We start from the raw sequence: 9,050 nt of genomic DNA, 5'->3' as shown, positions 1-9,050 counted from the left end.
TCGGTGCATCGTGGGTGAATTCCCGCTTCCGCCACTTCGCTACCGTTTTTGGATTAATCCCATGCCGCTTGGCCAGAACATTCAGACTCTCTTGACTATTTTGTATCGCTCGACGCACCGCCACTGTCGTGCGGGCGCTTCCGTGTAATATCTGTCCCATAAATCATCCCTCCGTAGCTGGTTATATGTTACACCGGCACACCGTGGGACTAAACAGATAGCAGCAACGCAAACGATGCGGCCAGCAACAATTTTGTTGTTGTATCATTCATTTCTTAATCCCCTATACCCAATATCCCGGCGCATCTGACAGCCATCGAAATGAATGCTCTTTGCAATGGCATAAGCGCGCGCCCGTGCCTGCTGGATGTCTTCACCTAAAGCAGTCACTCCCAGCACCCGTCCCCCGGCAGTCAGGATTTTCTCTGGATTTCCGCTACTTGCAGTAGTTCCGGCATGAAAAATATGAAATTTATCATCCGCATCCTGATTCGCCATCATTACATCCAAGCCGTGAATAACATCATTTTTCCGTGGGCTATCAGGATAGCCTTGTGCCGCCATCACGACACATAATGCAACTCTAGGATCCCACTCAACATTGACTTTATCCAGTGTGCCATTGATCGCATGATCCAGCAAAGAAAATAAATCAGTTTTCAGTCGCAGCATGATGGCTTGGGTTTCCGGATCACCTAAGCGACAGTTAAATTCTAGCACTCTGATATCACCCTGAGATGAAATCATCAATCCCGCATAAAGAAATCCGGTATAAGGTTGTGATTGTTGTGCCATCCCTTCGATCACGGGCATGATGACTTCCCGCATTATTTTTTCATGCAGGCCAGGAGTAATAACCGATGCCGGAGAATAGGCACCCATGCCACCCGTGTTTGGCCCTTTATCATTATCCAACAAACGCTTGTGGTCCTGACTGGTAGCCAGAGGCACAACATTCTGTCCATCCGACAAGACAATAAAGCTGGCTTCCTCCCCTTCCAGATATTCTTCGATCAAGATATGTGCCCCTGCAGCCCCTAATTTATTATCTACCAGCATGGAATCGACAGCTGCATGTGCTTCATCCCATGTCTGCGCGACAATCACACCCTTGCCGGCTGCCAACCCGTCAGCCTTGATGACAACAGGCAAAATATGCTGATCGAGATAGTGATGGGCAGCAGCAGCATCGCTAAATGTTTCACCGGCAGCGGTTGGAATACCATGGCCAAGCATGAATGCTTTGGCAAAGCTTTTGGAGCCTTCCAGCTGTGCGGCATTTTGGGTTGGGCCGAATATTTTCAGCCCCGCAGCCTGAAAGATATCAACGATACCATCCGTCAATGGCGCTTCTGGACCTACTATAGTCAAATCAATTTTTTCCTGCCGGGCAAATGCCAGCAAATCAGAAATAGAAGTTACCGGAACATTTTCCAATCTGGCTTCCAGTGCTGTTCCGGCATTGCCAGGTGCGACAAAAACCTTCTTGACCAATGGAGATTGAGCCAGTTTCCATGCCAGAGCATGCTCTCTGCCGCCACTGCCGACCACAAGTAATTTCATCTGACTATCTGAATAGAATTTAAGGGTACAAGTTGACGGGAAGCAAAAAAGAAACGTAATCTGCTAATGTCTGAAATGTCTGACACCAGTAAAGATCATGGCTATCCCTTGTTCGTTGGCAGCAGCAATGACCTCTTCATCGCGAATACTGCCACCTGGTTGGATGACAGCCTTGGCACCTGCCTGGGCGAGCACATCCAGGCCATCCCGAAACGGAAAAAATGCATCCGATGCAACGACAGATCCATGCAAATCAAGATGAACCTGTTCTGCCTTAATTGAAGCAATACGGGCACTGTCCACCCGACTCATCTGTCCGGCACCAATGCCAAGTGTTTGGCCATTGCTACAAAATACAATGGTGTTGGATTTGACAAACTTTGCCACTCGCCATGCAAATAGGCAATCCTCAATTTGTGCATCCGTTGGCTTTACTTGTGTCACCACTCGTAACTGATTAGCCGTGAGATTAAGATCGTCCGGTGTTTGAACCAGTAAACCACCATCCACACGCTTCAGATCATACAGATTGCCATGCGCGCCCAATGAAACGGTCAGTACCCGAATATTGGATTTTCCTGCCAGAAGTTGTCTGGCTTCCATGCTGAATTCCGGTGCAATAATCACTTCCACAAATTGTTGCAACACTGCTTTAGCCAGATCAGCTTCGACTGCGCGATTAATCGCGATAATGCCGCCAAAGGCTGATACCGGGTCGGTAGTAAATGCTTTCTTGTAAGCAGCAAGCGGATTATCAGCAATGGCGACGCCACAAGGATTGGCATGCTTAATGATAACGCAGGCGGGTTTATCGAAAGTTCTGACACATGCTAATGCCGCATCGGTATCAGCAATATTGTTATAGGACAGTGCCTTCCCCTGGAGCTGGTTATAGTCTGCCAGACTGCCTGTTATATCTGCTGCATCACGATAAAACGCTGCCTGCTGATGAGGATTTTCTCCATAACGCAAAGATTGCGTTAATGTGAAACTGAGATTGAATTGATCCGGAAATGGTTTGCGCTGGCCGGTTGAGGATTCCAGTGCCGTCAAATAATTGCTGATTGCCCCATCGTAGCGTGCAGTATGCGAAAAAGCCTTTTGCGCTAACTTGAAACGATAATCATGATCAACTGATCCATTATTTGATCGTATTTGTTCCAGTAGTGGTTCATAATCCTGCGGGTCGGTCACAACGGTAACCCGCTGAAAATTCTTGGCAGCTGCCCGGATCATAGTAGGACCACCGATATCAATGTTCTCGATTGCCTCTTCAACTGTACAGTCTTGCCGGGCGATTGTACTGGTAAACGGATACAGATTAACCACTATCAGATCAATCGCTGGAATCTGTGCCTGTGCCATTGCCTGCTGATGTGCAGGCAAATCCATCCTGGCAAGGATCCCTGCGTGTACCTTGGGATGCAGCGTCTTAACCCGTCCATCCAGCATTTCAGGGAAGCCAGTATAGTCGCTCACTTCTATGACGGGAATACTCGCTTCCTGCAGCAATTTTGCAGTCCCGCCGGTTGAAAGAATCATAATATCGAGTTGATGCAGAGCCGAGGCCAGCTCAACCACGCCTGTTTTGTCTGAAACACTGATGAGTGCTTGTTTAATACTCATTTGAAAAAATTATCCGATCTGATGTTTGGTTAGCCGGTTACGCAAGGTATTACGATTGATGCCAAGTAGTTCAGCCGCCTTGCTTTGATTGCCTTGTGCATGATGCATGGCAACTTCTATTAATGGTTTTTCTACACTACGTATCACTATTTCATAAATAGGGCATGGTTTTTCACCCTCCAGATCACGAAAGTAAGCCTCTACTGCTTTACGAACACAGAGTGCAATTTCATTTTCATTAATAACAGTCATGCCTCAAGGATCTCTTCGTCAATATAGGTAAGTGTTTGGCTCCGATCAGCCTGCTCATGGAAAAACTGATGGGTGGCTGCCAATTGTTCCTCAACCGATGCAAGCCGGTTCATGGCATGGCGAAAAACAGCAGAACCTGCCAACCCACGGGTATACCAGGAGATATGTTTGCGGGCGATTCGCACGCCTGAATATTCACCGTAGAACTGATAAAGCTCTTGCAGATGGTCAATCAAAACACGATGGATTTCAGCTACTTCAGGTAAAGGTAAAAAATTGCCTGTTGCCAGATAATGATTGATTTCCCGAAAAATCCAAGGTCTACCCTGGGCAGCACGACCTATCATGACAGCATCCACTCCCGTGTATTCAAGTACTTCTCTAGCTTTCTCCGGTGTATTGATATCGCCATTGGCAATCACAGGAATATTGATGGCTGCTTTGACGGTCGCGATAGTGTCATACTCAGCCTGCCCCCGATAGGCACAAGCACGTGTACGCCCGTGTATAGCCAGTGCTTGGATACCTGCACTTTCAGCAATTCGGGCAACTGCAACTGCATTTTTATGCTGCGTATCCCAGCCGGTTCTGATTTTCAGGGTGACTGGAATATCCACAGCCTGCACGACTGCCCCAAGAATTTTGCTGACCAGATCTTCATCTTTCAGCAGAGCTGATCCTGCCATGACATTGCATATTTTTTTGGCTGGACACCCCATGTTGATATCAATGATTTCGGCACCATGATCCGCGTTGTGGCGCGCAGCTTGTGCCATCATGGCTGGATCAGCGCCTGCAATCTGTACCGAAACTGGTTTCACCTCTCCTTCATGACGAGCACGGCGCAGGGTTTTTTCAGAGCCATATAACAGGGAGTTACTGGAAATCATTTCAGACACCGCCATCGCAGCGCCCATCCGCTTGCACAATTGTCGGAAAGGTCGATCTGTCACTCCTGCCATGGGGGCAACAATCAATTTATTTTTAAGCGTATAGGAACCAATTTGCATAAACAGGTAAAACCAGGTTAAAAACGTCAGAAGAAAAATTCCATAGCTGCTAGCTGGTTTTGGCTGTTAATGAAAATTATTGAAAAATCAGATCCAAATTTTAATCCGGAACTGGATTATCAGATTTTTATAGCACACCAGCGTGTTTCGCTTATTCTAGTAATCAGTTTTTTGTACCGAATATCATTTGCCGTGCAACCAGGCGTTTTGCGGGCGGCAGACAATCCAGAACAGTCAATCCTATTCCGTTGCAAGTTTGTATCAGTGGCAAATCGGCTGTAAACAGTTTTATCAGGGAATCCGTAAACACTCTGCCCATATGCTTGTCACGCTGGCGCCGTTTGCTATAGACAGACAGCATTCTGCTTGATCCTGGCTCACCAGGCGCACCAGAAGGGATGTGACTAATTTCACTGGCCAGCTCCCATGCGTCTCTCAATCCAAGATTAAAACCCTGCCCGGCAACCGGATGGAGTGTTTGTGCAGCATTGCCTATTATTACTGACCGATGGCCGATAATTGTTGACGCATGTTTGAGTATCAGTGGGAAACTTGATCGCTTACCTGCGTGAATAAAATTACCCAGACGATCTCCAAATTGTTCGTGTAAATGCAGCAGAAACAGTCTGTCATCAAGCCTCAGTATTTTTTTTGCTTCGGCAGTCGGCATTGTCCATACCAACGCATATTTATCGCCAGATGGCAGCAGAGCCAATGGCCCGTTCAGGGTAAAACGTTCAAAAGCTGTTCCTGGTCGGGACGATTCGGTTTTGACGTTAGCCACAATCGCCGTATGCCGGTAATCATGAACACGATAACGGATGCCATCAATCTGCTCCGCAAGTTTTCCACCATCCGCCAGCACCAGTAATTTGGCTTGAATCTGTTTTTCTGTCTCATTTTGCCGGTATGTTATCCGGGCTTGTTGTTGACCTGTCTGTATGGTCGTAACCAGCGCATTTGTTCGGTATACGACACCATAATCTCGCACGGATCGACCCATGGTATGGTAAAGGTTATGATAATTGACCACATAGCCCAGTGCTGGAACTCCTGCATCATCAGGCGTAAGCACGGTATGGCCAAAATGACCGAAATTCGAAATATGAATTGTGGTAATTGGCGTAGGTTGTGTCAGATTTTTCCAAATACCCAGGTGTTGCAGAATTAAACGGCTACCATATGAAAGAGCTAGCGGTCGCGGATCGTCCACTTCTTCTGGTAACTCACGTGCTTCAAGCAGCAAAATCGAGAGCTTATGTTCACGCAATGCTAATGCCAGGGCCATTCCAACCGGACCGCCTCCAACAATGACAATATCGAATTGCTGATCAATCATGACCGTTCATATAAGCAATAGAATCATGCAGACAGATTGATCACAGACATTTGGACTTGTGATCTATCGATAACGGAACTCAGCAGATCTGGCGTGTGCCTCAAGCCCCTCCCCCTTTGCCAGAATAGATGCAATCTTGCCTAACCTGGATGCTCCCTCGGCTGAAACTTGAATCAGGCTGGTACGCTTCTGGAAATCATAAACACCCAGTGGAGAGGAAAAACGAGCCGTACCGGAAGTGGGAAGTACATGGTTGGGGCCAGCACAATAATCTCCCAGTGCCTCACAGGTATATCGCCCAAGGAAAATTGCGCCAGCGTGCCGAATACTGTCTACCCATTGTTCTGGCTGATCAACGGATAACTCCAAATGTTCAGGTGCAATCCGGTTTGCAATCAGACAGGCTTCCTCCAGATCACGCACTTTGATCAATGCACCACGATTTTCCAATGAGGTACGAATAACCTCCCGGCGTGGCAGTGTATTGATTAATCTGGCCATACTTTTTGCTACTGTATCCAAAAAAGTTTCATCTGGGCAAAGCAGAATTGATTGTGCCTGCTCGTCATGTTCTGCCTGCGAAAACAGATCCATCGCAATCCAGTCAGGGTCGGTCTTTCCGTCGCAAATAACCAGAATTTCCGATGGCCCTGCCAGCATATCAATTCCAACCTCCCCGAATACATGCCGCTTTGCCGTTGCCACATAGGCATTGCCCGGACCAACAATTTTATCTACTTTCGGAATGGTTGCCGTGCCATAAGCCAAGGCAGCAATTGCCTGTGCCCCCCCAATAGTGAAAACACGATCTACTTCGCAGATTGCAGCTGCCGCCAGTACCAGCGGATTTTTTTCTCCTCCTGGTGTTGGGGTTACCATAATCAGTTCATTGACACCGGCTACCCGGGCAGGAATTGCGTTCATCAGCACTGATGATGGGTAGGCTGCCTTACCACCGGGCACATAGAGCCCGACACGATCCAGCGCAGTAATTTTCTGTCCCAGTCGTGTGCCGTCTGGCTCAACATAATCCCATGACTGGGCTAGCTGTTTTTCATGGTAGAGATGTATATGGGAAGCAGCCTGTTCCAGGGCCTCGCGTTGATCACGACTCAAGGCTTCCAGAGCAGATTGCCATTGATTCCGAGGTAATTCAACCTGATCAATCCGAGTTATATCTAGATTATCAAACCGGCGTGTCAGCTCAAGTAACGCTTCATCTCCGTATTTCCTGATCTGATTCAGGATATGAATCACTGTCCGATCAATCTCGTCATCAAGAGATATCTCAAAACTCAATAGTGATCTAAGTTCTTCTTGGAAATCAATATCTGAGGACGACAGCCGCCTGATTTGAATCATAGTAATTAAGAGTTGAGAGGACTACACATTTGCGGGGATTGCTGCATTAAACGCTTCTAACAAAGGTTGTATTGTGGGATTTTTCAGCTTCAGCGCCGCCTGATTTACAATCAGGCGAGCTGAGATTGGCATAATTTCCTCGACGGCTTGCAAACGATTTGCTTTGAGTGTTCCGCCAGTCGAAACCAGATCAACAATTGCATCCGCCAAGTCAACAAGCGGGGCAAGCTCCATTGAACCATATAATTTGATCAGATCGACATGCATCCCTTTTGCAGCAAAATGGCTGCGCGCGGTTTTTACATATTTGGTAGCCACACGCAAGCGCGCGCCCTGAAAAACTGCCGAAGCATAATCATAGCCGTCTCGCACTGCAACCATCATATGACAGCGGGCGATTTTTAGATCCAGGGGCTGATACAACCCGACTCCATCATGCTCCAGCAGCACATCTTTCCCGGCCACGCCCAAATCAGCAGCGCCATACTGTACATAGGTTGGCACATCTGTAGCCCGCACCATAACGAGTCTGACATCGGGACGGTTGGTCTCAATGATCAGTTTACGGGAAGTATCCGGATCATCCTGCGGGATAATGCCGGCAGCTTCCAGAAACGGAATAGTATCCTCAAAGATTCGCCCCTTGGAAAGAGCTATGGTGATATCCGGCATCAATAGTCGTTATGCGAGATTCGCCGCAGCAAATTCCCAATTAATCAATTTATCAATTACTGTATTGACATAATCAGGTCGACGATTCTGGAAATCCAAATAGTAAGCATGCTCCCATACATCAATCGTCAACAGAGGGCGAATGCTACGCGTCAAAGGCGAGTCAGCGTTACTTGTCTTAATAATAGTTAACTTTGTTCCCTCTTGCGCGAGCCAGGCCCAGCCACTACCAAATTGTGTAATTGCGGCCGTGGCAAATTCCTGTTTAAAGGCTTCCACACTGCCAAACGCTTCTTCAATTTTTTGTTTTAATGCCGCCGGTGGTTCACCGCCTCCATTAGGGCTGAGGCTGTTCCAGTAAAACATGTGGTTCCAGACCTGAGCTGCATTATTGAAAATCCCGATTTTATCAGCATGGCCAGCTGTGGCCATAATAATCTGTTCCAGTGATTGTCCGGCAAATGGAGTGCCCATAACGAGTTTATTCAGATTATCTACATAGCCTTTATGGTGCTTGCCGTAATGAAAACTTAATGTATGTGCAGAAATAACTGGTTCAAGCGCATTATCTGCATAAGGAAGAGGGGGCAACACATATGTATCACCCGATTGTGCTGCTTTTGAAAAATTATCCAGACTGGTACTCATTTTCTCTCCTTTATTTCTGAATAAAAATTTGAATAATGAAATCATACGATTGATATTGTTAATAAAAATATTATTGGCCGGCACCTGTAACCTCTGTAGCGAAAGTCACCTGGTTGTATCCAGCTGTTCTTGCAGCCTCCATAATCGTGATAACTGACTGATGGGTAGCTTTTGCATCCGCACTGATTACGATGATCGGGTTGTCCTGGTTATGGGCAGCTGATCGCAAAGCATCTCGCAAACTTTCAATGCTGGTAAATTTTATTGGACTATGGTTAATCGTATAGTCTCCCGCAACACTGACCGATATATCTATCATCCTTGGAGCATCCGATACGTGATCTTCTTCAACAACAGCCGCTTGTGGCAACGTTATTTCCAGCTCCGAAAATTTTGAATAGGTAGTAGTAATTACCAGAAAAATGAGGATTACCACTAGCACATCAATCATAGGAACGAGATTGATCTCAGGTTCTTCTCTTTTCTGTCCTCGCTGAAAATTCATTAGACTTTGAGTATTAAGCCAGTAAAACTGCTGAATCTGCCCTGCTGGGCTTATACAGCAAACGGGATTTGCT

The 9,050-nt window shown here is 46.9% G+C and carries 9 protein-coding genes and 1 pseudogene; all 10 read right to left on the bottom strand.

Annotation, left to right across the window (positions count from 1 at the left end; all coding sequences use genetic code 11):
• Nucleotides 1–160 (bottom strand): annotated as a pseudogene (locus tag C8R14_RS03700) (IS481 family transposase); the annotation flags it as partial.
• Between the two features lie 104 nt (nt 161–264).
• Complete coding sequence (gene purD / locus C8R14_RS03695) at nt 265–1,563, bottom strand: phosphoribosylamine--glycine ligase (RefSeq protein WP_011634286.1); 1,299 nt, start codon at nt 1,561–1,563, stop codon at nt 265–267.
• Nucleotides 1,564–1,626: 63 nt separating this feature from the next.
• Nucleotides 1,627–3,189, bottom strand: coding sequence for a bifunctional phosphoribosylaminoimidazolecarboxamide formyltransferase/IMP cyclohydrolase (gene purH / locus C8R14_RS03690; RefSeq protein WP_011634285.1), 1,563 nt, complete (start codon nt 3,187–3,189; stop codon nt 1,627–1,629).
• Nucleotides 3,190–3,198: 9 nt separating this feature from the next.
• Nucleotides 3,199–3,441, bottom strand: coding sequence for a helix-turn-helix domain-containing protein (locus tag C8R14_RS03685; protein ID WP_011634284.1), 243 nt, complete (start codon nt 3,439–3,441; stop codon nt 3,199–3,201).
• Nucleotides 3,438–4,451: a tRNA dihydrouridine synthase DusB gene (gene dusB / locus C8R14_RS03680; protein WP_011634283.1), complete on the bottom strand. Its 1,014-nt coding sequence runs from the start codon at nt 4,449–4,451 to the stop codon at nt 3,438–3,440. Before dusB ends, C8R14_RS03685 begins: the two co-directional genes overlap by 4 nt.
• A 163-nt stretch (nt 4,452–4,614) precedes the next feature.
• Entirely contained in the window at nt 4,615–5,790 is a 1,176-nt protein-coding gene (locus C8R14_RS03675) for an FAD-dependent monooxygenase (RefSeq protein ID WP_011634282.1), read from the bottom strand.
• 63 nt (nt 5,791–5,853) lie between these two features.
• The gene (hisD, locus tag C8R14_RS03670) at nt 5,854–7,152 is read right to left on the bottom strand and encodes a histidinol dehydrogenase (RefSeq protein ID WP_011634281.1); all 1,299 of its coding nucleotides are present in this window, start codon (nt 7,150–7,152) and stop codon (nt 5,854–5,856) included.
• Nucleotides 7,153–7,173: 21 nt separating this feature from the next.
• Entirely contained in the window at nt 7,174–7,824 is a 651-nt protein-coding gene (gene hisG / locus C8R14_RS03665) for an ATP phosphoribosyltransferase (protein ID WP_011634280.1), read from the bottom strand.
• Between the two features lie 9 nt (nt 7,825–7,833).
• The gene (locus C8R14_RS03660) at nt 7,834–8,472 is read right to left on the bottom strand and encodes a superoxide dismutase (RefSeq protein WP_011634279.1); all 639 of its coding nucleotides are present in this window, start codon (nt 8,470–8,472) and stop codon (nt 7,834–7,836) included.
• A 70-nt stretch (nt 8,473–8,542) separates the two neighbouring features.
• Nucleotides 8,543–8,977 (bottom strand): ExbD/TolR family protein, encoded by a 435-nt coding sequence (locus C8R14_RS03655; protein ID WP_011634278.1) that lies wholly within the window; start codon nt 8,975–8,977, stop codon nt 8,543–8,545.
• Between the last annotated feature and the right edge of the window lie 73 nt (nt 8,978–9,050).

Source organism: Nitrosomonas eutropha (assembly GCF_003201195.1).
GTDB lineage: Bacteria > Pseudomonadota > Gammaproteobacteria > Burkholderiales > Nitrosomonadaceae > Nitrosomonas > Nitrosomonas eutropha.
This window is presented reverse-complemented; position numbering and strand designations above follow the sequence as displayed.

Bases quoted from the DNA above. Each gene is read 5' to 3' on its own strand.
- purD (WP_011634286.1), bottom strand. From the start codon at position 1,563: ATGAAATTACTTGTGGTCGGCAGTGGCGGCAGAGAGCATGCTCTGGCA.
- purH (WP_011634285.1), bottom strand. From the start codon at position 3,189: ATGAGTATTAAACAAGCACTCATCAGTGTTTCAGACAAAACAGGCGTG.
- C8R14_RS03685 (WP_011634284.1), bottom strand. From the start codon at position 3,441: ATGACTGTTATTAATGAAAATGAAATTGCACTCTGTGTTCGTAAAGCA.
- dusB (WP_011634283.1), bottom strand. From the start codon at position 4,451: ATGCAAATTGGTTCCTATACGCTTAAAAATAAATTGATTGTTGCCCCC.
- C8R14_RS03675 (WP_011634282.1), bottom strand. From the start codon at position 5,790: ATGATTGATCAGCAATTCGATATTGTCATTGTTGGAGGCGGTCCGGTT.
- hisD (WP_011634281.1), bottom strand. From the start codon at position 7,152: ATGATTCAAATCAGGCGGCTGTCGTCCTCAGATATTGATTTCCAAGAA.
- hisG (WP_011634280.1), bottom strand. From the start codon at position 7,824: ATGCCGGATATCACCATAGCTCTTTCCAAGGGGCGAATCTTTGAGGAT.
- C8R14_RS03660 (WP_011634279.1), bottom strand. From the start codon at position 8,472: ATGAGTACCAGTCTGGATAATTTTTCAAAAGCAGCACAATCGGGTGAT.
- C8R14_RS03655 (WP_011634278.1), bottom strand. From the start codon at position 8,977: ATGAATTTTCAGCGAGGACAGAAAAGAGAAGAACCTGAGATCAATCTC.